The sequence below is a fragment of the Nocardiopsis sp. MT53 genome (assembly GCF_019598965.1).
GTDB classification, from domain to species: domain Bacteria; phylum Actinomycetota; class Actinomycetes; order Streptosporangiales; family Streptosporangiaceae; genus Nocardiopsis; species Nocardiopsis changdeensis.
In genome coordinates this window covers 3,027,992-3,053,081 of sequence record NZ_CP080599.1, presented here as the reverse complement: position 1 = coordinate 3,053,081, position 25,090 = coordinate 3,027,992, and the positions used below count along the sequence as shown (strand labels likewise).

At 72.8% G+C, this 25,090-nt stretch carries 26 protein-coding genes and 1 CRISPR repeat array; of the genes, 17 read left to right on the top strand and 9 right to left on the bottom strand.

All coding sequences use genetic code 11. The annotated features are described in order from the left end of the window. Nucleotides 1-424: 424 nt before the first annotated feature. Nucleotides 425-1,030: a DUF4352 domain-containing protein gene (locus K1J57_RS13620; protein WP_255647032.1), complete on the bottom strand. Its 606-nt coding sequence runs from the start codon at nt 1,028-1,030 to the stop codon at nt 425-427. A 182-nt stretch (nt 1,031-1,212) separates the two neighbouring features. Here K1J57_RS13620 and K1J57_RS13615 point away from each other — a divergent pair, with 182 nt between their 5' ends. Both K1J57_RS13615 and K1J57_RS13610 read left to right on the top strand, forming a co-directional pair. Beyond that, entirely contained in the window at nt 1,213-1,497 is a 285-nt protein-coding gene (locus K1J57_RS13615; protein ID WP_220564795.1) for a hypothetical protein, read from the top strand. A gap of 101 nt (nt 1,498-1,598) precedes the next feature. Next, nucleotides 1,599-1,829: a calcium-binding protein gene (locus tag K1J57_RS13610; protein ID WP_220564794.1), complete on the top strand. Its 231-nt coding sequence runs from the start codon at nt 1,599-1,601 to the stop codon at nt 1,827-1,829. Nucleotides 1,830-1,985: 156 nt separating this feature from the next. Here K1J57_RS13610 and K1J57_RS13605 read toward each other — a convergent pair whose 3' ends face one another. The 4 genes from K1J57_RS13605 to K1J57_RS13590 form a co-directional block, all read right to left on the bottom strand. Next, nucleotides 1,986-2,759, bottom strand: a complete 774-nt coding sequence (locus tag K1J57_RS13605; RefSeq protein ID WP_220564793.1) for a class I SAM-dependent methyltransferase — start codon at nt 2,757-2,759, stop codon at nt 1,986-1,988. A gap of 113 nt (nt 2,760-2,872) precedes the next feature. Beyond that, nucleotides 2,873-4,108: a phosphatidylserine/phosphatidylglycerophosphate/cardiolipin synthase family protein gene (locus K1J57_RS13600; protein WP_220564792.1), complete on the bottom strand. Its 1,236-nt coding sequence runs from the start codon at nt 4,106-4,108 to the stop codon at nt 2,873-2,875. A 137-nt stretch (nt 4,109-4,245) separates the two neighbouring features. Next, a complete protein-coding gene (locus tag K1J57_RS13595; protein ID WP_220564791.1) occupies nt 4,246-5,031 on the bottom strand; it encodes a class I SAM-dependent methyltransferase in 786 nt (261 codons plus the stop codon). Nucleotides 5,032-5,083: 52 nt separating this feature from the next. Further along, nucleotides 5,084-5,701: a class I SAM-dependent methyltransferase gene (locus tag K1J57_RS13590; protein WP_220564790.1), complete on the bottom strand. Its 618-nt coding sequence runs from the start codon at nt 5,699-5,701 to the stop codon at nt 5,084-5,086. 77 nt (nt 5,702-5,778) lie between these two features. Here K1J57_RS13590 and K1J57_RS13585 point away from each other — a divergent pair, with 77 nt between their 5' ends. The 8 genes from K1J57_RS13585 to K1J57_RS13550 all read left to right on the top strand — a co-directional run bounded on the left by K1J57_RS13585 (nt 5,779) and on the right by K1J57_RS13550 (nt 15,235). Beyond that, nucleotides 5,779-6,270 carry a MerR family transcriptional regulator gene (locus K1J57_RS13585; RefSeq protein ID WP_220564789.1) on the top strand — a complete coding sequence of 164 codons (492 nt, stop codon included), beginning with the start codon at nt 5,779-5,781 and terminating at the stop codon, nt 6,268-6,270. A gap of 240 nt (nt 6,271-6,510) precedes the next feature. After that, entirely contained in the window at nt 6,511-7,548 is a 1,038-nt protein-coding gene (locus K1J57_RS13580; RefSeq protein WP_220564788.1) for an STM4015 family protein, read from the top strand. 102 nt (nt 7,549-7,650) lie between these two features. Then, nucleotides 7,651-8,673 carry an STM4015 family protein gene (locus K1J57_RS13575; RefSeq protein ID WP_220564787.1) on the top strand — a complete coding sequence of 341 codons (1,023 nt, stop codon included), beginning with the start codon at nt 7,651-7,653 and terminating at the stop codon, nt 8,671-8,673. 175 nt (nt 8,674-8,848) lie between these two features. Further along, nucleotides 8,849-9,841, top strand: coding sequence for an STM4015 family protein (locus K1J57_RS13570; protein ID WP_220564786.1), 993 nt, complete (start codon nt 8,849-8,851; stop codon nt 9,839-9,841). Between the two features lie 67 nt (nt 9,842-9,908). After that, nucleotides 9,909-10,907: an STM4015 family protein gene (locus K1J57_RS13565; RefSeq protein ID WP_220564785.1), complete on the top strand. Its 999-nt coding sequence runs from the start codon at nt 9,909-9,911 to the stop codon at nt 10,905-10,907. 168 nt (nt 10,908-11,075) lie between these two features. Further along, nucleotides 11,076-12,095, top strand: coding sequence for an STM4015 family protein (locus K1J57_RS13560; RefSeq protein WP_220564784.1), 1,020 nt, complete (start codon nt 11,076-11,078; stop codon nt 12,093-12,095). 2 nt (nt 12,096-12,097) lie between these two features. Next, nucleotides 12,098-13,192 carry an STM4015 family protein gene (locus K1J57_RS13555; RefSeq protein WP_255647031.1) on the top strand — a complete coding sequence of 365 codons (1,095 nt, stop codon included), beginning with the start codon at nt 12,098-12,100 and terminating at the stop codon, nt 13,190-13,192. 1,245 nt (nt 13,193-14,437) lie between these two features. Continuing rightward, on the top strand, nt 14,438-15,235 hold the full coding sequence (locus K1J57_RS13550; protein WP_220564783.1) for a hypothetical protein: 798 nt from the start codon (nt 14,438-14,440) through the stop codon (nt 15,233-15,235). A 41-nt stretch (nt 15,236-15,276) separates the two neighbouring features. After that, a CRISPR array of direct repeats spans nt 15,277-15,671; the repeat unit is 29 nt; unit sequence GGGACCATCCCCGCGTGCGCGGGGAGCAG. A 214-nt stretch (nt 15,672-15,885) separates the two neighbouring features. Here K1J57_RS13550 and K1J57_RS13545 read toward each other — a convergent pair. Genes K1J57_RS13545 through K1J57_RS13530 form a run of 4 tightly spaced genes read right to left on the bottom strand, consistent with a single transcriptional unit; the run spans nt 15,886 to nt 16,996 of the window. Continuing rightward, the gene (locus K1J57_RS13545) at nt 15,886-16,029 is read right to left on the bottom strand and encodes a hypothetical protein (protein ID WP_220564782.1); all 144 of its coding nucleotides are present in this window, start codon (nt 16,027-16,029) and stop codon (nt 15,886-15,888) included. A 3-nt stretch (nt 16,030-16,032) separates the two neighbouring features. Then, complete coding sequence (locus K1J57_RS13540) at nt 16,033-16,263, bottom strand: hypothetical protein (RefSeq protein WP_220564781.1); 231 nt, start codon at nt 16,261-16,263, stop codon at nt 16,033-16,035. Beyond that, on the bottom strand, nt 16,260-16,478 hold the full coding sequence (locus tag K1J57_RS13535; RefSeq protein WP_220564780.1) for a hypothetical protein: 219 nt from the start codon (nt 16,476-16,478) through the stop codon (nt 16,260-16,262). Before K1J57_RS13535 ends, K1J57_RS13540 begins: the two co-directional genes overlap by 4 nt. Continuing rightward, nucleotides 16,478-16,996 carry a hypothetical protein gene (locus K1J57_RS13530; protein WP_220565944.1) on the bottom strand — a complete coding sequence of 173 codons (519 nt, stop codon included), beginning with the start codon at nt 16,994-16,996 and terminating at the stop codon, nt 16,478-16,480. Before K1J57_RS13530 ends, K1J57_RS13535 begins: the two co-directional genes overlap by 1 nt. 370 nt (nt 16,997-17,366) lie before the next feature. On the opposite strand from K1J57_RS13530, the gene K1J57_RS13525 reads away from it, so the two are divergent. From K1J57_RS13525 to K1J57_RS13495, 7 genes are all read left to right on the top strand, one after another. Further along, nucleotides 17,367-18,098, top strand: a complete 732-nt coding sequence (locus K1J57_RS13525; protein WP_255647030.1) for a GntR family transcriptional regulator — start codon at nt 17,367-17,369, stop codon at nt 18,096-18,098. Between the two features lie 727 nt (nt 18,099-18,825). Continuing rightward, on the top strand, nt 18,826-19,875 hold the full coding sequence (locus K1J57_RS13520) for an STM4015 family protein (protein WP_220564778.1): 1,050 nt from the start codon (nt 18,826-18,828) through the stop codon (nt 19,873-19,875). A gap of 5 nt (nt 19,876-19,880) precedes the next feature. Further along, nucleotides 19,881-20,942: an STM4015 family protein gene (locus tag K1J57_RS13515; RefSeq protein ID WP_220564777.1), complete on the top strand. Its 1,062-nt coding sequence runs from the start codon at nt 19,881-19,883 to the stop codon at nt 20,940-20,942. After that, the gene (locus K1J57_RS13510; RefSeq protein ID WP_220564776.1) at nt 20,939-22,060 is read left to right on the top strand and encodes an STM4014 family protein; all 1,122 of its coding nucleotides are present in this window, start codon (nt 20,939-20,941) and stop codon (nt 22,058-22,060) included. The genes K1J57_RS13515 and K1J57_RS13510 overlap by 4 nt, the downstream gene beginning before the upstream one ends. An 8-nt stretch (nt 22,061-22,068) precedes the next feature. Then, nucleotides 22,069-22,914: an STM4013/SEN3800 family hydrolase gene (locus K1J57_RS13505; RefSeq protein ID WP_220564775.1), complete on the top strand. Its 846-nt coding sequence runs from the start codon at nt 22,069-22,071 to the stop codon at nt 22,912-22,914. Continuing rightward, nucleotides 22,911-24,230: an STM4012 family radical SAM protein gene (locus tag K1J57_RS13500; RefSeq protein WP_220564774.1), complete on the top strand. Its 1,320-nt coding sequence runs from the start codon at nt 22,911-22,913 to the stop codon at nt 24,228-24,230. The genes K1J57_RS13505 and K1J57_RS13500 overlap by 4 nt, the downstream gene beginning before the upstream one ends. After that, nucleotides 24,230-25,087, top strand: a complete 858-nt coding sequence (locus K1J57_RS13495) for an STM4011 family radical SAM protein (protein WP_220564773.1) — start codon at nt 24,230-24,232, stop codon at nt 25,085-25,087. Before K1J57_RS13500 ends, K1J57_RS13495 begins: the two co-directional genes overlap by 1 nt. Nucleotides 25,088-25,090 lie beyond the last annotated feature (3 nt).

Here is a 25,090-nt window from a genome sequence, read left to right as displayed (position 1 = left end):
ACGCGCGGATGTACCGCCTGGTCCGGCCGATCCGGGAGTGGCCGAGGTTCTCCTGGACGGTGCGCGCGTCCGCGCCCGGCTCCGTCGGCAGGGCCGCCGCGGTGTGCCCGTGGAAGTGACCCGCTGGGCGCGGGCCTCGCCGGACTCGGCGGCCTCGGCGCGGGTGGCCGCCATCCCGCCGGTGGGCACCGTGCGGCGCCGGATCCCTCGCGGCGTTCCCGGGCCCGCCGGTCGGGGTGTCGTAGCGGCGCGCCCCGACGAAGCCGTCGGCCTCCACCTCGTCGGGCAGATGGCGGAAGCGCGTGCGCGCCTCATCGCCCTGCACGATCGTTCGCCTCATGTCGTAAGACCCTCGCGTGCCATACGACACCGGCGACACGAGAGCCCCGACCGGAGAACGGCCGGGGCTCCGCGGGGGCGGGGGTCACTCGACGGTGGCGGTGACCGGGTCCTCCAGGCCGAACAGCTCTTCCATCGTCACGGCGGCCACGTCGACCTCACCGACGAGGGCGATCTGGCCGGATGCCTTCTGCCCGGGCTGGAGGGTGACGGCGTCCAGCGGGTTGTCCAGGTCGGCGAAGATCGCGTCCGACCAGTCGCTGACCACGGTGCCGTCGGCCAGCTCGGCGGAGAAGTAGATGGGGTTGACCTCGATCGAGTCCTCGCTGTCGTTGACGATCTCGACGTTGACCACCGTGTAAACGGTGTCGTCCAGGGTGTCCCCGGTGGTGCCCCCGTGGGTGGCGGTCATGGTGACCGCGGGCTCCTCCTCGGGCTCCTCGGCGGGCTGTTCGGGCTCCTCCTCCGCGGCGGCCTCCTCGGCCGGGGGCTCTTCCGGTGAAGAGCTGGCCGCCGGCGCGGAGGTGTCGGCGGTGTCGCCGGACAGCAGCGACATGCAGCCGCCCAGGAGCGCGAGGAAGAGAAAGAGGCCGAAGCAGCCGAGACAGCCGAAACCGACCTTGGCGCCGGTGGACATGCCCGGCTTGGGCGGAACGGGAGGGGGAGGAGGGGGATAGGCGCCGTAGGACATGGGCGTGCTCCAGGTCGTGTATGGAGCGGCAGAGCGGGGGCCGCGGGGGATGGGCCATGCGCTGAGCGGGACGCACAGTAGTGGGGCAGACGGTACCTGATTGAACGGGGTACGCGTGGCGGAATGGCTGATACTGGACACGAACCCCTTCCGTCGCACCCTCCGGGCAGTCCTTCCCGGGGGTGGCGCGCCCGCGCCTGTCCGTCCCGGTCGCCCTGGTGCGCCGCCCGCCGCGGGCCCTGACGGGGGTCGCCCCGGAGGGGCTCCCGCTCCTCTCCGGGGACCGCTACGCCACCGCCTCCGCCGACCGCCTGTCGCGGGCGGCGGGCCCGGCCCGCCCGCCGGTGGAACAGGTCCTGCGCCGCCGGGCCTCCCGGCTCGTAGACGAGGACTTCGGCCGCGTGCCCGCCCGGACCCGACCCGCCGCGGCGGAGCGCCCCGGCCCCGGTCGGCCGTTCGCCAGGTGACGGCACGGACTTCTCCCCGGCACGCCGTGTCGTGATGACAACGCAGAGTGACCGACCGATGATGGCTGCGGGAGCAGCAGCACCATCCGGGGGGCCACGGGATGAAGGATGCGGGCGGAGCGCGCCGCGACGACCACGACGACGAGCCGAGGTCGCAGACCCGGTCCAGCCGGCGCGGCGGCTCGCCGTCGGCCATCGCCGGGGCCCTGCGCCGCACCCCGCACCCCGGTCCGCAGCACTGGGGCGGCCCGCGCCCGCGCAAGGCCGACCCGGACCCGTTCTTCTCCAGCAAGCTGGTCCCGCCCCCGGGCGAGCGCCCGCGCCGCCGCTGAGCGGCCGCCCGGACGCCGGTGGGCGCCACGGGGGACCCGCGCGCACCGAACGGAGGCTTCCCCGCTCGCGCCGCCGCTGAGCAGCCGCCCAGACGCCCGTGGGCGCCGTGGAGGACAGGCCGCCGGGCAGAGACTTCCCCGCCCGCAGGCGCCGCGTCAGGGCCGGCGGCGGGGGCGCAGCACGTAGCCGACGTAGCCGTACTCGCCGCCGTGCGCCCGGTACAGCTCCGCCTCGCGGCGCACGTCCTCGGCGGCCGCCGCCGCGTGCGCGTCGCCGGGATCGGACCGCGCGGCGCGGGCCTCCAGCGGCGCGTAGTACGACTCCAGCCAGTCGGCGTCGGGCAGCAGGTAGGTCGCCAGTACCGTGTACCCGGCCGCCGTCGCCGCCGCCACGTTCTCCGCGGTGGTGTGCAGCGGGTACGCGGCGTCCCAGTACGCCCGGGCCGCCGCGGAGGGCTCGTCGGTGGTCCACCCGCACTCGGTGACCACCAGGGCGCCCCCGGGCGAGAGCAGCCGCCGCCAGGAGCGCAGCGCCTCGCCGAACCCGATGTTGTAGGCGGCGCCCTCGCTCCACACCAGGTCCACCGACCCGTCGGGCAGGTCGTCCAGCGACTCCATGGACCCCTGGCGGGCGGTGATCCGGTCGGCGGCGCCCGCCGCCGCTGCCGCCTCCTCCAGCCGGCGCAGGAACGGCGGGTAGATGTCCACCGCCGTGATCCGCGCCCCGGGCAGGCGCTCGGCGAGCACCAGGGAGGCCGCGCCGGTCCCGCTGCCCAGGTCCAGCACCCGCGGGTGCTCCGGGAGCGGGCCCGCCAGCGACAGCAGCAGCTCCGTGGTGGCCCGCGAGCCGGGGCCCTGGCGCTCCTGGTCCTCGTGCAGGGCCAGCGCGGCCTTCAGGGACGGGTCGTCGAAGTCGAACTCGAACGCCATTGTTCGCGGGGCCCTTCCAGCCGGGTGCCGAAAGCACCGAACCTACCAGCGCGAACGCCCCCGCACCCGCCGGTGTCGGCATCCGCCGGTGACGCATCCGCCGGCGCCCGTCCTCAGAGGAAGGGCCGCCAGGGGGCGAGGACGATCTCGCTGAACTTCGCGGCGAACGGCCGGCGTCTCCACTCCTGCTCGGTGAGCTCCCGGGCGTTGGTGAGGTCGTTGGCGAACACGTCCTCCAGGTGCCGGGCCACCCCCTCGTCGAAGATCTCGGCGTTGATCTCGTAGTTGCCGGTCAGGCTCAGCCGGTCGACGTTGGCGGTGCCGATGGTGCTCCACCGCCCGTCCACCGTCGCGGTCTTGGCGTGCACCATGGCGTCCTGGTACAGCCACAGCCGCACCCCGCCGCGCAGCAGCACGGAGTACTGGCCGCGGGCCATCCAGTCGGCCAGGACGTGGTTGGAGTTCTCCGGGATGAGGATGTTGACGTCCACCCCCCGCCCGGCCGCGTCCACCAGCGCCCGCTGCAGCTCCCGGTCCGGGATGAAGTAGGCCTGGGTGATGAGGATCCGGTCCTTGGCGCGGTCGATGGCCTCCAGGAACATCGCCCGGATCGGGTAGATGAGCTGCTCGGGCACGTTGCGGTGGACCCGGAACCGGGCGTCCCACTGCGGGTCGCCCAGCATGCCGGGTTCGGGCAGGCGCGCCCCCCGGTTCGCGTTCCAGAAGTCGACGAACGCGTTCTCCAGCTCCCACACCGCCGGGCCGTCCACCCGCAGGTGGGTGTCGCGCCACTCGGTGGCGTACAGGGAGCCCACGTTGTAGCCGCCGACGAACCCGATCTCCCCGTCGACGGTGAGGATCTTGCGGTGGTCGCGGCCGGACTTGCGGATGTTGAACAGCAGCACCCCGGGCCGGAACGCCGGGTAGCGCAGCACGTGGACCTCGGGCGGGAAGTCGAAGAACGACCGGGGCACCACCAGGTTCGCGAACCCGTCGTAGATGACGTACACCTCGACGCCGCGCTCCGCGGCGTCGATGAGCGCCTGCTTGAACTCGTTCCCCGCCCGGTCGTCCTTGACGATGTAGGACTCGAAGAGGACCCGGCGCCGGGCCCCCCGGATCGCCGCGAGCATGTCCTCGTACAGGTCCTCGCCGTAGGTGTACACCGTGGCGGTGGTGTCGCCGACGGGGAGCGCCTCCGGGGCGGTGCGCGGGAAGTACGCCCGGTGCGGGCGCACCTTCCGCCGCCAGTGGTTGACGCCCATGAGCGTCGCCGCCACCGCGATCTGGGTCGCCAGGAGGCCGAGCAGCCCCCATTTGACCGCGGACTTGATGGTGGAGCGTCGCAAAGTCGCCTCCCGAGCAGGACGTCCGCCGCGCCGGGCGTCCGGTCCCCGTGACCGCCGTTCCCGGCACAAGGTGGACCCCCACCGTAACGCGCGGCCACCCTCCCGGGACGGCACACCCCGTCATGTCCGGATTCGTGTCAGCCGCGCCGGCGGCAGACCAGCAGCTCGGTGGTGGGGCTCTCCCTGCGTTCGCGCACCAGGCGGCGCTCCAGCGGGTAGAGGGCGGCCCCGGCCAGCCACCCGGTGGGGGCGGTGAGGGTGGCGGCGCGCAGCGCCCCGCCCCAGGCCTTGCGCCAGGGCGCGGCCGCGTCCACCTGGGCGTTCATGAGCACCAGCATGGGCACCCGCAGGCGCAGGTCGAACCCGGCCTTGTCGAGGGTCCCGGCGATCCACTCCAGGGTGCGGTTGACCTGGTGCTCCCCGCGCTGCTCGGGGCGCTGGAGGCAGTTCTCGGAGATGACGAGCGTCCCGCCGGGGCGCAGCACCCGGGCGAACTCGCCGACCGCCGAGGTGTAGCGGTCGTCGTCGGTGATGTGGAAGAGGACGTCCATGCAGGACACGGCGTCGAAGGAGGCGTCCTCGAACGCCTCGAGGTCGGAGGCGTCCTGGCGGACGAACCGGTGGTCGGGGAAGCGCTCGCGCAGCCGCGCAACGGCGGCGTCGGTCATGTCGCAGCCGGTGACGTCGGCGGCGCCCAGCCGGTCCCAGAGCCGGACGTAGAAGCCGGTGCCGCTGCCCACGTCCAGGACGCTCGGGTCGATGAGGCCCAGGCGCCCCACCCGGCGCAGGAACACCTCCTCCCGGACCTTGTACATCCAGGTGTTGAAGGGACGCCCCAGGGCACGGTAGCCGACACCGCTCTCGGTCCAGTCGCCCTCGAGGCGGCGCTCCCAGAAATCGCGCAGTTCACTGTGTGTGGCCATGGCACCACTCTCACACCGGGGAGGCGCGGATGTCCCGCCACGACACCGCGTGTCATCCGGCGATCGGCCCCTCCCCCGCCGGCCCGGGGCGGTGGGCGACGACCCTCTCCAGGAATCCCAGGGCGGTCCGGTCGTGCCGGTCCACCTCGAACCCGACCTCCAGCGCCACCGCGCGGGGCAGCCGCCGCGGCCGCTCCTTGCGGGCCTCGCGCCGGCGCCAGGGGGCCTTGGTGTACTCGATGTGGTCGACGAGCAGCAGCCGCCCGCCGGGGCGCAGCACCCTGTACATCTCGGCCAGCGCCCGGCGCTGGTCGGGGATGGCGCACAGGGACAGCGCGCACAGGACGGTGTCGAACGCCCCGTCGTCGAACCGCATCTCCTGGGCGTCGCCCTCCACCAGCGTGACCGGGCGGCCGAGCGCGGCGGCCCGGCGGCGGGCCCGGGCGAGCATGGCGGGGCTCAGGTCCAGGCCGGTGAGCTCGATCCCGTCGGGGTAGTACGGCAGGTCGTGGCCGGTACCGACGGCCACCTCCAGGGTCCGGCCGCGGGCCAGGCCGCACAGCCGGGCCCGGGTGCCGCCGAGGACCAGCCGCTGCACGCGTTCGCCCCGGTCGTATCCGGCCGCCATCCGGTTCCAGTCGCCGCGGACCCGTTCCGTGTGCTCGTCCATGGTCGTCTCCCCTTTTCTCCGGGATGCCCGTTCAACACCCCTTGACACGGGACCCCAGTGTGGAACTTCATGTGGACATGAGGTCAAGCACCGGGAAGCGGAACGGCGGGGAACTGTCCATCGGGGACCTGGCCGCGGAGTTCGGGCTGGGTCCGCACGTGCTGCGGCACTGGGAGGCGATGGGGGTGCTGGTCCCCGTCCGCCGGGTGGGCGGGCAGCGCCGGTACGCCCCGGAACAGCGGTTGCAGGTGGCGCTGGTGCTGAGCGCACAGGACGCCGGGATGAGCCTGGAGAGGATCCGGGAGCTGGGCGGGGCCGACTCCGAACGGCGCGGGGCCGCGCTGGCCGAGCACCTGGCCGAACTGGACCAGCGCCTGGAGCGGCTGCGGGCGGCCCGGGAGATGGTGGCGCACGCGGTGGCGTGCGAGTCCGGGGACGTGCTGGAGTGCCCGAACCTGCGGCGGATGCTGGAGGAGGCGGTGGAGTCCGGCTGCCACGCCCGGGCGGGGAGGGCCGGGCACGCGGTGCGGGCGGGGGCGGGGAGGGCCGGGCACACGGTGGGGCGGTAGGCACGCGGTGAGGGCGGCGGGGGCCGGGCACACCGTGGGAGCGGCGGGCGCGGTAGGGCGACGGGGGCCGGGCACACGGCGGGGCGGCGGGAACCCGGCACACGGTGAGGACGGTGGGCACGGTGAGGGCCGCGGGGACCGGGCACACGGCGGCACGGGACCGACCGGCCGGTCCGCGTTCGTCACCCGGCTCTGCTATTCCTGGGTTCCCTGCTCCCCCCTACTCCGAGGAACCCCCTCATGTTCAACTCCTATCTGACCGAGTTCGCGGGGCTTCCCGTGTTCGAGTACCGCCCGCAGGACACGGCGGCCGACCCGCTGGCGGTGCTCGCCGCCCTGCGCACCCCGGGGGCGTACGCCTGGCGGCTCGCCGACGACGACGGCTCCGAGACGTCGAAGGACCGGGGCGGTGTCGGGGCGTACTTCGAGCGGTTCGCCGCCGAGTCGGCCGCGCCGGAGGTCACGGCCCTGGTCATCGGGAACATCCAGGACACGATCAACGTGAACGACTCCGCGACGGTGCGCGACGCGCTGGTCGCGCAGGCGCCCCGGCTCACCGGGCTGCGCTCGCTGTTCTTCGCCGACCTCACCTACAGCGACAGCGAGGTGTCCTGGCTGAACCACGGCGACCTCGGCCCGGTCCTGGACGCCCTGCCCGGCCTGGAGCGGTTCGCCGTGCGCGGCACCGGCGGGATGGCCCTGGCGGTGGACGGACACCCCGCGCTGCGCTCCCTGGTCCTCCAGGGCGGCGGCCTCCCGGCAGAGCTGACCCGGCGGGTGGTCGCGGGCCACTACCCGAACCTGGAGCACCTGGAGCTGTGGATCGGCGTACCGGACTACGGCGGCGACACCACTCCCGAGGACCTCGCCCCGCTGCTGAACGGCGAGGTCCACACCGGGGTCCGGTCGCTGGGGCTGCGCAACGCCCAGTACACGGACCGGTGGGTCCGCGCGCTCGCCGACTCCGCGATCCTGGAGCGCCTGGAGGAGCTGGACCTGTCCAAGGGCACCCTCACCGACGCGGGCGCGCGGGTCCTGCTCGACGTCCCGGGTTTCCGCGAACTGCGCCGCCTCGACCTGCATCACCACTACATGTCCGAGGACATGGAGCGGCTCGTCCTGGAGACCTTCACCGCCGCCGGCGTCGAGACCGACGTGTCCGAGCGGGAGGAACCCGACGACGACTACGACGAGGAAGACGAAGACGAGGAGTACGACCCCGAGGACGACGAGGACGAGGACTGGACCCTCCGGTACTACCCCGCCGTCGGCGAGTGAGAGGTCTCCTCCCCCGCCCCGCGCCACCCTGAGCCTCCCCGAAGCACCCTGGACTTCTCTGCACCCCCGCCCCCCGAACCGCGCACCCGAAAGGCGCCGACCTTGGCCTTCAACGAACACGTGACCGAGTACGGCGGACTGCCGGTGTTCGAGTACCGCTCCCCCGAGGGAATGGCCGCGCAGCGCGCCTGGACCGAGAAGTACCCCCGGGGGCACCGCGAGATGACGGACCCGCTGTCGATGCTCGCCGCCCTGCGCACCCCTGGGGCGTACGCCTGGCGGCTGCGCGACTCCGAGGGCTGGGAGCCCCGGGAGGGCGAGTTCGTGACCCGGTACTACGAGCGCTTCTGTTCCGAGGTCCCCCCGGAGAAGGTGTCGGCCCTGGTGGTCGGCAACTACGAGGAGACCATGGACATGGACGAGCCCGAGCTCATCCGGGACGCCCTGCTGGCGTGCGCGCCCCGCTGGACCGGTCTGCGCTCCCTGTTCTACGCCGACCTCACGTACGAGGAGTACGAGGCCTCCTGGTTCACCCACGGCGACCTGTCCGTCATCCCGGCCGCCTTCCCGCGTCTGGAGCGCCTGACCATCCGCGGAACCGGTGAGCTCTCCCTGCCGGTGGAGGAGCACAGCTCCCTGCGCTCGCTGGCCCTCCAGGGAGGCGGGCTCCCGGCGGCGCTGGTGGAACAGGTGCTGGCCTCCCGCTACCCGGCGCTGGAGCACCTCGACCTGTGGCTGGGGATCGAGAACTACGGCGGCGACACCACTCCCCGGGTGCTCGCCCCGCTGCTGAACGGCGAGGTGCACGTCGGCGTGCGGTCCCTCGGCCTGCGCAACGCCGAGGACACCGACCTCTGGGTCCGGACCATGGCCGACGCCCCGGTCCTGGAGCGGTTGGAGGCCCTGGACTTCTCCATGGGCACGCTCACCGACGAGGGGGCGCAGATCCTCCTCGACGTGCCCGGTTTCCGCGAGCTGAGCCGCCTCGACCTGCACCAGCACTACATGTCCGAGGAGATGGAGGCCCGCGTCGTCGAGGCCTTCACCGCCGCGGGCGTCCGGATCGACGCCTCCGAACGCTTCAAGGGGAGCAAGGGCGACATCTACCCCACGGTCACCGAGTGAACCCGTCCCGGGGGCGGGCGCGGGTCCGGGGGCGGGAGCGGGCCTGCCCCCGCGCCCGGTCCGGTGTCCGCGTTCGCCTCCGGCCGGGTGTCCGGTCCTGTATCCGAGCCTGTACCCGGCTTTGCCCCCGGAACCTCCCCTGTGACCACCCCCGACGACCTGGAAAGGCCCTGACTTGAGTTTCGGCTCCCACCTGACGGAGTACGCGGGACTGCCCGTGTTCGAGTACCGCTCCCAGGAGGCCCTGGCCGCCTGGGGCGCCAGGGCCGGGGACCCGCTCGCGGTGCTAGCGGCCGCACGGACACCGGGCGCGTACGCCTGGCGGCTGGCCGATGCCGGGCGCCTGGAGTCCAAGGAGGGCGAGTACGTGACCCGGTACTACGAGCGGTTCTGCGCCGACGTGGACCCGGCCGCGGTGACGGCCCTGGTCCTCGGCAGTCTCGAGGACACGATGAACGCCGCCGATCCGAAGCCGGTCCGGAACGCCGTGCTGGCCTGCGCGCCGCGCTGGACCGGCCTGCGCTCGCTGTTCTACGGCGACGTCACCGCGGAGGAGTACGAGGTCTCCTGGCTGAACCACGGTGACCTGTCCGGCGTCCTGAACGCCCTCCCGGGCCTGGAGCGCCTGGACGTCCGCGGGACCGGTGAGCTCTCCCTGCCGGTGGAGGAGCACCGCTCCCTGCGCTCGCTGACCCTTCAGGGCGGCGGGCTCCCTGCGGCGCTGATGAGGCAGGTGCTGGCCTCCCGCTACCCGGCCCTGGAACACCTGGAGCTGTGGTTGGGCATGGAGAACTACGAGGGCGACGCCACCCCGGCGGACCTCGCCCCGCTGCTGAGCGGCGAGGTGCACGCCGGCGTGCGGTCCCTGGGCCTGCGCAACGCCGAGGAGACCGACCCCTGGGTTCGGGCGCTCGCCGGCTCCCCGGTCCTGGAGCGCCTGGAGGTCCTGGACCTGTCCCTGGGCACGCTCACCGACGAGGGGGCGCAGATCCTCCTCGACGTCCCCGGATTCCGCGGACTGAGCCGCCTCGACCTGCACCACCACTTCATGAGCGAGGAGATGGGGACCCGCGTCGTCGAGGCCTTCACCGCCGCCGGGGTCGAGGTCGACGTGTCCGAGCGCGTGGACGCCCGCCACGGCCACCCCTACCCGGCCGTCGGCGAATGACCTGAGAGCGGAGCAGGCGAAGCAGGCAAAGCAGGAAGAGCAGGCAGAGCAGGAGGAGGACGAGGACATGGTCGACTTCTGGGACTACACCCCCGTGTTCGCCGGGCTGCCCGTGGTGGCGTTCGACGAACTGCGGCACCGTCCCGACGAGCCGCGCTTCGCCGCGGCCCTCGCCGACCCCGCGTCGGTCGCCTGGCGGCTGGGCCCGCCGCACGACCCCGGCTGTGCCGAGCACGGGCCCTGGTGCCGGTGCCGGGAGGAGGACTTCGATGAACACCTGGAGGCGTTCTTCGGCCGGGTGGACCCCGCGCGGGTGCGGGCGCTCATCGCGGGCGGGTTCGGGCTGGAGGTGTCCGAGAGCACCGCGGGGTACCGGGACCTGTTCGTCGACCACGCCGACCGGCTCACCGGGCTGCGGTCGCTGTTCTTCACGGAGTACACCACCGGGGACAGCGAGATCTCGTGGATCGTCCAGTGCGACATGGTGCCGCTGCTGGACGCCTACCCGGGGCTGACCGACCTGACGGTGCGCGGCGGCGGGGACGAACTGAACCTGGGCGTGACCGAGCACCCTTCACTGCGGTCGCTGACGCTCCAGAACGGCGGCATGCCCGGCGCCACGGCCCGCAGCGTGATGGGGGCGGGCCTGCCCGCCCTGGAGCACCTGGAGCTGTGGCCGGGCGTGGAGGAGTACGGCGGGTCCGTCACGGTCGACGACCTCGCCCCGCTGCTCGACGGGCGGGTCCTCGGCGGAGTCCGGTCCCTGGGCCTGCGCAACGCCGAGCAGACGGACGAGTGGGTGCTGGCGCTCGCGGGCTCCCCGGTCCTGGAGCGTCTGGAGGTGCTGGACCTGTCCCTGGGGACCCTCACCGACGAGGGCGCGCGGGTGCTCATGGAGACCCCGGGATTCCGGGGGCTGCGCCGCCTCGACCTGCACCACAACTACATGACGGAGGAGACGGCGGCCCGGGTCCGCGAGGTCTTCGCCGCCGCGGGGACGGAGGTCGACGCGGAGGAGCGTATGGGGGAGGCGCCGGGGCGGCTCTACCCGGCGGTCTCCGAGTAGGTGGAGGAGGTGAGGCAGGCGCGGTGAGCCTGGTGGAGGCGAGTTGGGAGTGACAGGTCGGATGGCGGCGGGGTGGGGGTCGGATAGGCGGCGGGTCGGCGCCCCGATCCGTCACCGCAGGCTGCTACACATGACTCACCCGATACCCCTGTACCAGGAGCGACCCTGATGATCGGCGATCACCTCAGCGAATTCGGCGGACTGCCGGTGTTCGAGTACATCTCCCCGGCGGGGATGGCCGCGGAGCCGGATCGGTACGGCCGGCGCCCGGCCCCCGACGCCCTGGCGCGGCTCGCCGCACTGCGCACCGTGCGCGACTACGCCTGGTGGCTGGGGGTCGACAGCTACGAGCCGGAGGAGGAGTTCCGTGAATACTTCGCCTCCTTCGTGGAGGAGGCGGACACGGCCCTGGTCCGGGCCATGGTGATCGGCGCCTCGGGCTCCTCCGAATCGCCGGAGCCCGGCGCCCCGGCCCGCGACGCCCTCGTGGAGCACGCCGCGGCGTTCACCGGCCTGGAGTCCCTGTTCATCGGGGACCTCACCGCCGAGGAGCAGGAGATCTCCTGGATCCACCAGCCCGACCTGGCCCCGGTCCTGGCCGCCCTGCCGTGGCTCACCGAGTTCGCGGTGCGCGGCACCGGCGATCCCTACATGCACGAGAAGAGCCAGCTGGGCCTGGACATCGGGCGGCACGACGCGCTGCGCTCCCTCACCGTGGAGAGCGGCGGCCTGCCGGCCAGGATCGCTCGAAGCATCGACTCCGCCGAGCTGCCCGCGCTGGAGAACCTGGAGCTGTGGCTGGGCGTCGACGACTACCGCGGCGACACCACCCCGGCCGACCTGGCCCGCACCCTGTCGGGCGAGGCGTTCCCGCAGCTGAACCACCTGGGGTTGCGCAACGCCGAGGACACCGACCGGTGGGTGCGCGCCCTGGCCGAGGCGCCCGTGGTGGGGCGGGTGCGCTCCCTGGACCTGTCGATGGGCACCCTCACCGACGAGGGCGCGCAGGTGCTGCTGGACACCCCGGTCTTCCGGGAGCTGGGGAAGTTGGACCTGGAGCACCACTACATGTCGGAGGAGATGGAGGCCCGCGTCGGCGCCGCCTTCGCAGAGGCGGGTGTGGAGATCAACGTCGGCGACCGGCAGGAGCAGGACGGGGACTGGCGCTTCCCGGCGGTGACGGAGTGACCGTGCTCGGGCCGCGGTCGCACCTGAGCCGGGTGGCCGAGTTCGGCGGGCTGCCGGTCGTGGAGTTCACGGACCCGCTGTCGGTGCCGGACGAGGAGGAGGGTGTCGTCCACCCGCGCCAGGCGGGTGAGGCGGAGCTCGCCGACCCTGGCGGTTTCGCGTGGCGGCTGACCGTCTCCGAGCCGTGGAGGGACGATCCCGAGGGGGCGGACGGCGAGGCGGGCGAGGCGGGCGAGGCGGAGGACGACGAGGACGGATACGCCCGCGAGCACATCGTCCGTTACCTCGACCGGTTCACGGAACAGGTGCCCCTGGAAGCGCTGCGGGCGCTCATCGTGGGCTACCTGTCCGAGTACGACGACTCCTACGGCATGCTCGCCGAACCGGTCGTCGAGGCGCTGGTCGGAGCGGCCCCGAGACTGGCCGGGCTGCGGTCGCTGTTCTTCGGCGAGGTCACGTCGGAGGAGCAGGAGCTCTCCTGGATCCGGCTGTGCGACCTGGCCCCGCTGGTGGCCGTGTTGCCCGGGCTGAGCGAACTGGTGGTGCGCGGCGGTTCGGAGGAGCTGGGGCTACGGCTGGAGAGCCGGTCGCTGGAACGCCTCACCGTGCACAGTGCGGGGCTGCGCCCGGAGGTGGTCGAGAACGTGTGCGCCTCGGAGCTGCCCGCGCTGCACCGGTTGGAGTTGTGGTTCGGGAGCGAGTGGCACGCGGGCGGACGGGTTACGCCGGAGGGCCTGGAGCCGCTGCTGTCGGGTGGGGCGTTCCCCCGGCTGCGGCACCTGGGTCTGCGCAACGTCCCGGGGCTCGATGAGTGGATCCCGGTGCTGACGGGGTCTCCGGTGGTCCGGGAGCTGGACGTCCTCGACCTGTCCCTGGGGGACCTGTCCGACGAGGGCGCGCAGGCGTTGGTGGACGGTGCGTCCGCTTTCCGAAGGCTTCGGCACCTCGACCTGAACCACCATTACCTGTCGGAAGAGGTGGAGAAGCAGGTGGCCGGGGTGTTCCGGCGGCGGGGCACGGTGGTGGACGTGTCCGGGCGACGCGAGCCCGCGCAGTGGAAGGACGGGCCGCACCGGTACACGGCCGTCACCGAGTAGGTGGTGGGTGGGGTGGTGAGTGGGGCGCGGTCCGCGTCCGGGCTCACGCCCACCAGCCGCACAGGGTGGTTCGGGCGGCGGTCATTTCCTTCTGCGGACTTCGCCTGGCTGCTGGGTGCGGGTGGCTGTGCGCGAGAGGGAGTCCTGGCGGGGAACTCTCTGAGGGAGTGGACGGCTCCCGGGGGTACCTGGCTGCGTGCCCGGCGGCGTTCGCCCGGTGGGCGGAGCCGGACCGCCTCTACGTCTCCGGATGGATATAGCTGATGCCGCGTGTACGGGTGGTCTTCACCCCGTGGGTGGAGGTGTGCGGTCCGGTGCCCGGGCTGTGGCCGGGGTGGAGGGGACGTGCGGCAACACCCCCTGGGGCAAAGGCAGCGGTTCTTCCTCCAACCCCCCACTGGCTGAGGTCGCGGGAGCGCGTGGCCTTCACCCCCTTGAGCCGGAGGTGCGCGGTCTGGTGTCCGGCCTGTGGCCGGGGTCGCGGGAACGTGCGGCCACACCCCCTGGGGTGGGGGTCGCGGTCCTTCCTCCCCAACCCCCCTCTGGCTGATGTCGCGGGTGCGTGCGGCTTTCACCCCCACTCCCGTCCGTACCGCGGTCACGCGCGGGAGTAGGCGACAGCGTGGAGCGCCCGCACCGCCGCCGGCGCCCCCAACCTTTCCAGGCGGTGCGGGTGTGCGCGCCTCGCGCGGACCCGTCCCCGGAAAGCGCACCCCCACTACTGAGGATGTGCGCCCAACGAAACCGCCCGGCACTCTGCCGAACGCCGACTGCGCGGGGACGGATCCACGCTCCGCGGCTGTACCTTCCCAAGCGATTCAGCTCTTGGAAACCAGTCACCTGTGGCTGCGACCACAGACCGCCGTTCCCACATGGCGGACGTCCTGGAAACCTCACAGTCCGCCTCACCCCCTGGAGCCCGGGCCGAGTACCGCCCTACCCGAACCCCCTGGGGTCGGGGCAGGAGGTCACGTGCGGCCCTCACCCCCTGCGGCGGAGGCCCAGCGACGCCCTCCGGCAGTGGCTGAGGGCTCCAGGTGGGTGAGCAACCCTCTTCGGTCAGGCCCCACAGGTACGTGCCGCCTTCGCCCCTTGCGATGGAGGCCGAGCGACGCCCTCCGGGGGTGGTTGAGGGTCCCGGTCGGGTGGACGAACGGCTGGGGGGCGGTCAGAACGATCGGTGGAGCAAATACGCATATCGCCTAGGGTGCTGGGGTGAGCAGACGTCGGGAGTTGAATCTGGCCGTGGTCGTGCAGACCACGGCCGCGGCCGCGGTGGTGCTGGCGGTGGGTGCGTTCCTGATCGTGTTCTGGCTCGGGCCAGGGATAGGGGCCGCCCTGGTCACGGCCGGCGCCGTGGTGGTCGCCGTCGTGGTGGCGGCGGTGGGGTTCGTGCTGTTCAAGCTTCGTGAGGGGCCGAAGGACGCGGAGGTCGTCGCGGCTTATCTTCCGGTGCTGACCGCCGAATGGTCACAGGCCGCCGAGGAGGCGAAGCGGCTGTCCGGGGCGGGGGATGTCGTTGACCGCGATGTGTTGACCGGGCACCTCTGGGCCGCCGAACAGGTGCTTTTCAACCAGGAGGCTCCCGTGCGGACCGCTGACGGGATCACCAGGGCGAGCGGTCACATCGCCGAAGCCCGGTACCTTCTTGCGGTCGCTGAAGCACTCGGCCGGGGCGGGCCCAGGCCGCACCGGGGTGCGCCCTGTTTCTTCGATCCCGCGCACGGGCCGCTCACGGACAAGGTCCGGTTCAACCCGGAGGGCGGGGCGGACCGTACCGTCTCGGCCTGCGGTTCGTGTCGTGCCTTGGTCGAGGCCGGGAAGGTTCCGCCGAGCAAGCAAGTGGTGGTGGGTGGGATACCGACCGACTACTGGCGCGCGGGGCGGGTGTCGGTTCCTTACGTTGATGGGTATTGGCAGCAGCGCCGGTTTCCGGACCATGAGCTGCACCGGCTTCGCCGTGACCTCAAGCTGACCTGGGACCCCGCCGAGACGGAGCTTCCCGCGCACCTGGACCGCGAGCCGCCCTGGTACGCGGGATAGGGGTTTCCCGGACACGAACCGGAGCGCTTCGGGGCCAGCCCGAAGCCATCCCCGCATGCGCGGGGAGCAGCCGGTCAGCTCCGAGGGGCTGATGTAGTCGCTGGGACCATCCCCGCGTGCGCGGGGAGCAGACCATAGCGGCCGGCACCGGTGTTACCGGTGGGGGACCATCCCCGCGTGCGCGGGGAGCAGTGGGTCGCGGTCGTCCCCAACGACGCCTGCATAGGACCATCCCCGCGTGCGCGGGGAGCAGACGTGGGAAGACCGCGCGCTCATCCTCGCGCGGGGACCATCCCCGCGTGCGCGGGGAGCAGATGGCTGCCATGATCAAAAACGTCAACAACTTGGGACCATCCCCGCGTGCGCGGGGAGCAGCCGCTCATCTCGTCGGGCCAGTGCCCGGCGAAGGGACCATCCCCGCGTGCGCGGGGAGCAGACTCGGTGACCTGCTCGGATTACAACGTCAACCAGCCGAATTCATGAGTTCTCAAGAAACGGACATTCCACCCGGGAACGTGCTGCTCACTGTAGCGGCCAAGCACAGCGCCAGCAGCTGATTCGCCCATCCGCTTTCAGGTCCGGGGCCGGAGCAACGGGGCGGCCTCCTCTCGGTCGCGAGCAGATACGGTCCCTATCGCTCCGAGAGCGGCTCAGTCCCCCTCCGGGCCGGTACCACCACGCTGGGAGCGCTGCCAGGCGAGGAACTCGCCCTGGCGGCGGACCGCTTCCTTCTCCTCGTCGGTGAGGTCGTCCGGGATCGGGTCCCGGGCCGGATCGTAGGCGGGATCGTCCATGTCCTACTCCCTCGCTTCGGTCGTGTGGCGGCGGGCCAGCAGCTCCCGCATCCCGGCGTGGTCGGGTGCGGCCAGGCGCTCGTGCGGATCCGGTCCGGTCCAGCCCGGCGGCCGGTAGGCGACCACCTCCGTGCCGCCGTCGGGTGCGGGTTCGAGGGTGAGGACCCAGCGGCCGTGGATGAGGTCGTCCAGGACCCGCACCCGCGGATCCGGCTCGGCGGGGTGGGTGGTCACAGGTCCTCCAGGGGGCTGCGCCAGACGAGCGGGTGCGGGTGGGGGTCGCGTCCGGCGGTGATCGCCACGCGGGTGGTGTGGCCGCTGGTGGCGGCGTAGACCGCGCGGCCCTCCAGGGTGGGCCCGAGGTAGCGCAGCGGCACCCGGTGGGTGTGGGCCCAGAAGCCGAGGGTCTGGATCGAGGACACCTGGCGGATGTCGCACACGTGCCGCATCAGGCCGCCCTTCCGAGGTTGCGCTTGAGGATGCGGGCGGCGGCCAGGGAGTCCTTCCACAATCCGTCCCGGTCGGAGGTCCGGCGGGTGGTGGACCGGATGGTGGCCGTGCGCACCCGCAGCCGGGCGGCGGCCCTGCTCTTGGCGGTGGTGGACTCCGGTCGGGTGCGCGAGTGGGAGCGGGTCCCTTCGCGCAGGGCCCGGATGCGGGGGCGGGTGGCCAGGGCGGCGGCGAAGCCCGGGTCGGAGTCCGGGCTGGTGCGGGGCGCCGGGACCCGCGGACGGAGGGGCGTCGTGTCCTCGGCGGGGAGGAAGGGCGGGAACGTCGGCGGGGTGGGGTTCTGCCGGGCGAGCCACCGGCGGACCGCCAATGCCAGCGGGGCCAGGTCCCGGGCGGGGTGGGTGACGTAGGCGCGGGCCCGGGCGGCCCGGCGGGGACGCCGCCGACGCAGGGCCTCGCCTGCCGGCCAACGGGCGGCCACGGGTTCGGAGCAGTTCAGGTAGCGGTATCGCGCCATACGCGCACACCTCCGGTAAGGGCGCCGGACAGGAGTCCCGGCGCTGCAATCGTCGGGAGGGACACCGCGCGGTCATGACCGCCAAGCCGGACCGCCCGGTGCCACGCTCGGGCCGAGCAGGGTCGGGCACACTGGAGGTGTGATCGCCGATTGCTCCACCGCCTACCAGCCAGTGCTCAATCGCTGGCTTTATAGGGGCTAAAGCCTCGCATGTGACGACAGTAACCCACCCTTTCACCCGATGCAATAGGGGGGCTAAAGTCGACCGTGGAGCACCCCGAAGTGAGGATTCGCCTTGGATGCAAGGACTTTGTACGACATCGCCGCCATGTCCGATCCGCTGGACAGAGCCCGTGCGGCGTCAGCGGCCATGACCACCTTGCAGGGGCAGAGCGTCGAACTGTCCCGTATCCGCAGGGCCGCGATCATCGAGGCTCAGCAGGGCGGCATGCTCCAGGAGGACATCGCCCGACATCTGGGGGTCTCCCCGGGCCGGGTCTCCCAGATGAAGAAGGCCGGAGCCGACCACAAGGCCCCCACCGGCCCCACCGAGCCGAGACCGCGCGTACTCGTCCAGCGGGCGCTGCCGACCCCGCCCAGCACACGGGGTTCCAAGTCGCTCTACCTCACCGAGGCCGAGCAGCAGGGGCTCACCCCCGAGCGAAAGATGCTGTTCGTCGGGCAGGAGCCCGCGAACGAGCACGTCGCGCTGGGTCTCCGGGTCGAGCCCGGGGACAACGTGATCGCCCGCCGCAAGATGTTCTGGGCCAACGGCGTCCCGGTCCGGATCTCGACCTCGTACTTCCGTGTGGACGTCGGTGAGAACACCCGCCTGGACGGTGAGGGCTTCGTGCTGCCCACCCTCCAGGCCGCCATCGAGGACCTGGGGCACCGGTTCGACCACGCCGTCGAGACGCTGACCGCGCGTCCGGCGACCCCTTACGAGGCCGACCTGCTCGACATCCCCGGCGAGTGGGTGGTGCAGGTGCTGCGCGTCAGCCACTCCACTGACGACGTCCCCATCCACGCCCTGGAGACGATCTGCGCCGCCTCCCGGCATACCTTCCCGATCGGTCAGGCCGTCGGCAGCGACCAGTTCTGACCCGCGAGGGTGAACGATGCGATCCCCTATCTGGCACAAGCCCTCCTACTCCGGAGCCACGACGGAGAACTGCGTGGAGGTCGCTGAGGGAGCCACGACTCTCATTCGCGGGGAGCAGGACACCCGGCCGAAGCCGCTCCGCCCGGTCAAGGGACCATCCCTGCATGCGCGGGGAGCAGTGTTCGTCGCGGCGTTCTGCGCCGACGCGAACGGGACTATCCCCGCGTGCGCGAGGAGCAGCCGGTCACGGCTGTGAAGAGCAGGGCGGCACCCCTTGGCGGGTGCCGCCCGTTCCGGGACCGTCCCCGCGTGCGCGGGGAGCAGTTCGGAATGAATGGCGCCCCGTGGTGCGCCATGGGACCATCCCCGCGTGTGCGGGGAGCAGACTTGTTGACCTGCACGGATTGCGACGTCAACCGGTCGGATTCATGAGTTCTCAAGAAACGGACATTCCACCCGGGAACGTGTTGCTCACTGTAGCGGCCAAGCACAGCAACAACAGCTGATTCACCTATCCGCTTTCGGGTCCGGGGCGGGGCGGCCGGGCGGGGTTCTTCCTCCGGGGTGCGAGCGGATGCGTCCCTTGGTGGGGCGGGGGCTTTCGTGCATCCACCCCTCCGGGGGGCGGAACGTCGCCGGGGGCTGCTAAACCTGGAACCCCCCGAAACCCCAGCTGGCGGAGTGCGTTCCGCCGTGCTCCCTCCACCGTCCCGGCCCCGAGGTCCCCATGCCCATCCATCACCACATCACCGAGTTCGGCGGGCTTCCCGTCGTCGACTTCCCCTCCTGGGAAGTTCTGCGCGGGTCCGAGTACCCGGTCCGGGACGACTGGGCTCCCCCCTCCCCCGCGCCCGCTCTGCCCGCCGCCGGGTCGGTCGCGTGGCGGCTGCGTACCGCCTCCTCCCCCCAGGTGTGGCGCGGCGACGAGGCCGGCCGGGTGCGCCTGCCGCACCTGGAGACCGTCGCCGGCTACCTGGACCGGTTCTTCGCGGAGGTCGCCGTCGAGGAGGTGACCGCCCTCATCCTGGCCGACCTGCCCGGCCACGACTACGACACCCGCATGGACGAGACCGTCGACGTCCTCCTGGAGCGCACCGGCCGGCTGGCCGGGCTGCGCTCGCTGTTCGTCGGCGAGATCCTCCCCGCGGAGCGGTCGGTCTCCTGGATCAGGAAGTACGACATCGCGGAGCTGGTCGCCGCGCTGCCCCGGCTGCGGCACCTGACGGTGCGCGGCGGCGCCGACGGCTTCGGCATCGGGTTCGGGCGGCACGAGCACCTGGAGGAGCTGGTCGTGCAGAGCGGGGGCCTGGACCCGGACCTCCTGCGGCGGATCGTCGGCCTGGACCTGCCCGGGCTGCGGAACCTGGAGCTGTGGCTGGGCGACGAGGACTACGGCGGCGGCGCGACCCCCGACGACCTCGCGCCCCTGCTGTCCGGGAAGGCCTTCCCCCGCCTGGAGCGCCTGGGCGTGCGCAACGTCCGGGGCCTGGACGACTGGGTCCACGCGCTGGCCGACGCCCCCGTGCTCTCCGGCGTCCGCGAACTCGACCTCTCCCTGGGCACCCTCACCGACGACGGGGCGCAGGGGATCGTCGACCGGGCCGCCGCCTTCGCCCACCTGGAGCGCCTGGACCTGCACCACCACTTCCTCTCCGAGGAGATGTGCGCCTTGGTCGCCGACGCCCTGCCCGGGGTGGACGTCGACCTGTCCGATCCCAGGGAGCCCGAGGACGAGGACGAGGACGAACTCTTCTACTACTGCGCCGTCTCGGAGTGATCCGCATGCCCAACAGCCACCACATCGAGGAGTTCGCGGGGCTGCCCGTCGCGGAGTTCGCCTCCTGGGAGGGCATCCGCGACGACTTCGACACCGCCATGCGCTGGGCGCACAACCGGGGGGAGCTCCACGAGGAGCTGCCGCCGTCCTACGAGCCCCTCTTCCGGGCGCTGGCCGACCCCGGCTCGTACGCCTGGCGGCTGCGCACGGTCTCGCCGCGCTACCGCAGGCCCTTCGAGACGCTGCCCGAGTACCTCGACCGCTTCACCTCGCTCGTCCCCGGGAAGAAGCTCCGCGCCCTGGTGGTCGGCAACCTGGTCGAGGACGAGGACGACATGGACGCGGAGCGGGTCGTCGGGGAGCTCGTGCGGCGCGCCGGGGGGTGGCCCGAGGTCCGGTCGCTGTTCTTCGGGGAGGTCCTCCAGCAGGAGAACGAGATCTCCTGGATCGACCTGTGCGACCTCGCGCCGCTGGTCGCCGCCTTCCCCAAGCTGCGCCGCCTGGTGGTGCGCGGGGGCTCCCGGGAGCTGGGCCTGCGCCTGCCCGAGCACCGGTGGCTGCGCGAGCTGACGGTGGAGAGCGGCGGCCTGCGCCCGGAGGTGGTGCGGGACGTGTGCGCCTCGGACCTGCCCGGGCTGCGGAGCCTGGAGCTGTGGCTGGGAGACGAGGACTACGGCGGCGGCGCCACCCCCGACGACCTCGCACCGCTGCTGTCCGGCGGTGCCTTCCCCAAGTTGGAGCACTTGGGCCTGCTCAACACCCGCGGCGCGGACTCCTGGGTCGCGCCGCTGGCGGGCTCGGAGGTCCTGGCCCGGGTGCGCTCGCTCGGCCTGGACCTGGGCGACCTCACCGACGAGGGCGGCCGCGCGATCATCGAGCACGCCGGCGCCTTCGCCCACCTGGAACGCCTGGGCCTGCACCACCACTTCCTCTCCGAGGACGTGCAGGCGGGCATCCGCGCCGCCCTGCCCGGGGTGGACGTGAACCTGTCCGCGCCCCAGGAGCCCGAGGTGTACGACCACTGCGACACGACCGAGCTCCACTACTACACGGTGGTGTCCGAATGATCCGCGAACGCCCCCTCGTGGTGGTCGGCGTCCCCGGCAACCGGCGCCTGGACCTGTTCCGGGCCGCCGCCGCGGCCTCCGGGTGGCCCGAGCCGACCGTCCTGCCCTGGTACGACCTGGCGTCGGGCCCCGTGGAGGTCCCGGCCGGCGCCCTGGTCCGGGTGGACTCCCCCGGCGGCGACGTCGCCACCGAGCGCCTGCTGCGCGGCTGGGACCACGACCCCGACCTCTACCGCGCCGAGGGCACCGGCGACCACCACGCCGGGTTCCGAGCCGCCCTGGCCCGCCTCGCAGACGCGGTCGCGGCGGCCCCCGGCGCGCACCTGCTCCAGAACGTGGACGACCTGGTCGTCATGTGCGACAAGCGCCGCTGCCACGCCCGCCTGGAGGCCGCCGGGGTCCCGGTCCCGCCCGCTCCGGACACCCCGGTCCGCGACTACCGGGAGCTGCGCGCCGCCATGGAGCGGCACCGCTGGCCCCGGGTATTCGTCAAGCCCGCGCACGGCTCCTCGGCCTCCGGGGTGATCGCCCTGGCCACCGCCCCGGGAGGCCGCGTCCGCGCCATCACCTCCGCGCACCTGACCCGGGACGGGGACGGCCGCCCCGCCCTGTTCAACAGCCTGAAGCCGTGCACCTACACCCGGGAGGAGGACGTCGCCGCCGTGGTGGACGCCCTCGCCCCGGACGGGCTGCACGTGGAGCGGTGGGTGCCCAAGGCCGGGTTCGCCGGGAAGACCATCGACCTGCGGGTCGTGGTCACCGCCGGGAAGGCGCACCACGTGGTGGTGCGCTCCTCCGCCACCCCCATGACCAACCTGCACCTGGGCAACGCCCGCGGCGACCTGGAGGCCCTCAAGGCCCAGGTCGGCCCGGCCGCCTGGGACGCGGCGATGGCCGTGGCCGAGGCCGCCGCCGGGTGCTTCGACACCCTGCACGCCGGGGTGGACCTGATGGCCACCCCCGGCTGGCGGTCGTTCGCGGTGTGCGAGGTCAACGCGTTCGGCGACCTCATCCCCGGGGTCCTGCACGAGGGCCGCGACACCTACGCCGAGCAGCTGCACGCCCTGGACACCGGCCGCCGCCCCGTCCCGCCCGCACCGGTCGGCAGCGCATCCTGAGAGAGAACATGGACACCACCCTTCCGGACATGAACGCCGTGGTGGGCACGCACGACATCCTGCTGCTCACCCTGGACACCCTGCGCTACGACGTGGCCGTCGAGCTGGCCGAGGCCGGGCGCATCCCCCACCTGGCCCGGCTCCTGCCGGGCGGCCGGTGGGAGGAGCGGCACGCCCCGGGCAGCTTCACCTACGCCTCGCACCTGGCGATGCTCGCCGGGTTCCTGCCGACGCCCGCCGCGCCGGGACCGCACCCGCGGCTGTTCGCCGCCGCCTTCCCGGGGAGCGTGTCCACCGCCCCGCGCACGTGGACGTTCGACACCCCCGACCTGGCCTCGGGGCTGGCGGCCGCCGGGTACCGCACGGCCTGTGTGGGCGGCACCGGGTTCTTCAACCGCAGGTCGGCCGTGGGCTCGGTCATCCCGGACATGTTCCAGGAGAGCCACTGGGAGGAGTCGTTCGGCGTCGCCGACCCGCACTCCTTCGAGAACCAGGCGGCGCGGGCCGTACAGGTCGCCCGGTCCGGGGAGCGGCCGCTGTTCCTGCTGCTCAACGTGGCGGCCCTGCACCAGCCCAACTGGTTCCACCTGCCGGGGGCGACCCGCGAGGCCGGGGACACCCGGGAGAGCCACGCCGCCGCCCTGGAGTACGTCGACCGTCACCTGCCCCCGGTACTGGAGGCGATGGCGGCCCGCCGCCCCTGCTTCGCGATCGTGTGCTCCGACCACGGCACCGCCTACGGCGAGGACGGGCACACCGGGCACCGGATCGGCCACGAGGTCGTGTGGACGGTGCCCTACGCCCACTTCTTCCTGCCGCACGGATACACCACCGCCGAGGAGGCCACCGCGTGACGACCCTGCCCCTGGCCACCGATTCCCCGTACCGCTCCTACGTGTACGCCTACCCGCACAAGAGCGCCTACCGCCCCTTCGCCGACCGCCCCCTGCTGGCCGACCTGTGGCGGGACGAGGACGTGCGGGCGCTGTCGCTGTACCTGCACATCCCGTTCTGCGAGATGCGCTGCGGGTTCTGCAACCTGTTCACCCGCTCCACCCCGCCCGCCGAACAGGTCTCCGCCTACCTGGACGCGTTCGAGCGCCAGGCGGGGACCGTGGCCGCCACCCTGCCCGACGGCGCCGGGTTCGCCCGCGCCGCCCTGGGCGGCGGCACCCCCACCTACCTGGAGGCCGACGAGCTGACCCGGGTGTACGACGTGCTGGAGTCGGCCTTCGGGGTGGACCTCACGGCCGTCCCGATGTCGGTGGAGACCTCCCCGGCCACCGCCACCGCCGACCGCCTCGCGGTGCTCGAGAAGCGCGGGGTCACCCGGATCAGCATGGGCGTGCAGAGCTTCATCGACTCCGAGGCGCACGCCGCCGGGCGCCCGCAGAAGCGCGCCGAGGTCGACCGGGCGCTCGAACTGATCCGCGCGCACACCACGGCCGACCTCAACGTGGACCTCATCTACGGGATCGACCGCCAGGACGAGCGCACCTGGGCCTACTCCCTGGACACGGCGCTGGAGCACGCGCCGGAGGAGGTCTACCTCTACCCGCTCTACGTGCGCCCGCTCACCGGGCTGGGCCGGCGCGGCCGCTCCTGGGACGACCACCGGCTGGGCCTGTACCGGCAGGGCCGCGACCACCTGCGCGAACGCGGCTACGAACAGGTGTCGATGCGCATGTTCAGACGCGCCGACGCCCCCCAGGCCCAGGGCCCGGACTACTGCTGCCAGACCGACGGCATGGTGGGCCTGGGCTGCGGCGCCCGCTCCTACACCACCGCCGCGCACTACTCCTTCGACTACGCCGTCGGCATCGGCCAGGTGCGCTCGATCATCGCCGACTACATCGGGCGCGACGCCGCCGACTTCGCCCGCGCCGAGGTGGGCTTCCTGCTGGACGACGACGAACGCCGACGCCGCCACCTGCTCCAGTCGCTGCTGCGCACCGAGGGCATGGCCGCCGCCGACTACACGTCCCGGTTCGGCTCCCACCCGCGGGAGGACTTCCCGGACCTGTTCGCCGCCCTGGACCGGCGCGGCTGGCTCGCCGAGGGCGACGATCTACTGCTCACCGAGGAGGGCCTCGCGCACTCCGACGCCGTCGGACCGCTGTTCTTCTCCGACCGGGTGAACGCCCTCATGACCGAATACGAGGCCCGCTGATGCTGACCCTTCTGTACCGGGGGCCGCTGGCCAGCTGCGACTACGACTGCCCGTACTGCCCGTTCGCCAAGCGCCGCGACAACCCGGAGACGCTGCGCGCCGACCGCGCCGCCCTGGAGCGGTTCGAGGACTGGGTGGCGGCCGCCGACACCCGTATCTCGGTGCTGTTCACCCCCTGGGGCGAGGGGCTGGTGCGGTCCTGGTACCGCAGGGCCCTGGTCCGGCTGAGCGCCCTGGAGCACGTGGAAAGGGTGGCCATCCAGACCAACCTGAGCGGCCGCCTCGAATGGCTGGCCGACTGCGACCTCTCCTCGACGGCGCTGTGGACCACCTACCACCCCGGCCAGGTCACCCACGAGCGCTTCGTCGCCAAGGCCCGCCGCCTGGTCGAACTCGGGGTGCGGTTCAGCGTGGGCGTCGTGGGCGAGCCCGAGCACCTCGAAGCGGCCCGGCGCATGCGCGCCGACCTGCCCGAGGACGTGTACCTGTGGGTCAACGCCGCCGAGGGCCGGACCTACACCGACGACGAGGCCGCCCGATGGCAGGCGCTCGACCCGCACTTCCACTACAGCCGCCACCCGCACCCCAGCCTGGGCGTGCCCTGCCGGACGGGCGACAGCGTGCTCTCCGTGGACGGCGACGGCAACGTGCGGCGCTGCCACTTCGTGGACATCCCCATGGGCAACCTCTACGACGGCTCGTTCCGGGAGAAGCTGGGCCGCAGCGGCTGCCCGCTCGCCACCTGCGACTGCCACATCGGCTACGTGCACCTGGAGTCGCTCGACCTCTACGACGTGTTCCGCGGCGGCGTACTGGAACGCATCCCGATACCGGAGCGTCACCGGATCCGGACATAATCC